The organism is Methylobacterium sp. J-088, from assembly GCF_022829295.1.
Lineage (GTDB): Bacteria > Pseudomonadota > Alphaproteobacteria > Rhizobiales > Beijerinckiaceae > Methylobacterium.
In genome coordinates, this window is record NZ_JAKSYH010000134.1 from 1 (window position 1) to 1,667 (window position 1,667).

The 1,667-nt window shown below is 73.6% G+C and carries 1 protein-coding gene; it reads left to right on the forward strand.

The genetic code is table 11. From position 1 onward, the window contains the following. Nucleotides 1-1,667, forward strand: a 1,667-nt coding sequence (locus tag MKK63_RS14050; protein WP_244002689.1) for a glycosyltransferase, incomplete at both ends; no start/stop codon positions are given.

Genomic DNA, 1,667 nt, shown 5'->3' on the forward strand with positions numbered 1-1,667 from the left:
CCGTTCCTGCACTACGTGCGCGTCGGCCGCGCCGCCGGCCTGATGGGCTGCCCCGAGGATCTCGGGACGCTCCCGCCGCTCACCGCCCCCGATCCGCATGACTGGGACGGCCTGCCCCCCGCCCGGCCGATCGCGGACGCCCACGTGCTGGTCATCATGCCGGTCTACAAGGGTCGCGCCGAGACCCTGCGCGCGCTCCATGCCTGCCTGTCCCAGCCCCAGGCCACACCCTTCACCCTGCTCGCCGTCAACGACCGATCCCCCGAGCCGCAGCTGACCGCAGACCTCATGGCGCTGGCCGCCCGCGGCCTGTTCCACCTGGTCGAGAACGAGACCAACCTCGGCTTCGTCCGCTCGGTCAACCGCGCGCTGTCCCTGCGCCAGGGCCGCGCCGTCGTCCTGCTCAACTCCGACGCCCAGGTGTTCGGCGACTGGCTCGACCGCCTCGTCGCACACGCCGAACCAGCCGATCCAACAACCCCGCGCGTGGGTAGCGTCACGCCGCTGTCCAACAACGCTACGATCTGCTCCTACCCGCGCTTCAACGCCAACAACACCATGCCGCTCGAGATCGCCCCGCCCGAACTCGACCGCCTGGCCGCCGCGACCAACCCCGGCCGCAGCCTGCCCGTGCCCACCGGCGTCGGCTTCTGCATGTATATGACCGCCCACGCCCTCGACATCGTGGGCGAGCTCGACGCCGAGGCCTTCGGCCGCGGCTACGGCGAGGAGAACGACTGGTGCCTGCGCGCCGAGAAGGCCGGCTTCCGCAACCTCATGGCCGAGGACGTCTACGTCTACCATGCCGGCCAGATCTCGTTCGGCGCGGAGGGCGGCGGCGGGGCCGGCGGCGCCTACGACCACGGCCAGGCCGCGCTGCTGGCCAAGCACCCCGACTACCCGGCCCGCGTCGGCCAGCTCGTCCAGGCCGATCCCGGCCGGCGGGGCCGGGCGCGGCTCGACCTGGAACGGCTGGCCCGGCACGTCGCCGGCCGGGCGCTGCTGTTCGTCACCCACAGCTGGGGCGGGGGCATCCAGCGCCACCTCGACGACCTGATCGCCCAGGCTAGGTCCGAGGGCACCCCCGTGGTGCTGCTGCAGATCGACCGCACGCGCAACCTCGAACTGCACGTCGCCTACCGCGGTGCCGAATTCCTGTACCTGCCCAACCTCGACAGCCTGTACCTGCCGCGCGACGCGGACGAACTCGCCGGGTTCGTGGCCACGCTGGCGCCGCGGCTGATCCACGTGCACTCGCTGGCGGGCCTGCGCTGGGCGGCGGCGCGGGCGCTGATGGACGTGGTGGCGGGCTCGGGCCGCCCCTACGCCTGGACGCTGCACGATTACTCGCCGGTGTGCCACCGCAACCACCTGGTTCAGCCGGACGGGCGCTACTGCGGGCTTGCGGCGGTTGCGGAGTGCCGGGGCTGCCTGGCGCGGGACGCGGACGGGTTCGAGGAGCCGGATCCGGGCGAGCGGCGTGCGGTGTTCGGGCGATTCCTGGCTGGGGCCGCGCGGGTGTTTGCGCCATCCTCCGACACGGCGGGGCGGATCGGGCGCGTGTACCGGGATCTGGCGATCACGGTGCGGCCGCACGCCGAGCCGGAGCGGGCGGTGCGCACCACCGCGCCGCACCGGCCGGGGCGCGTCCGGCGCGTCGCCGTGCT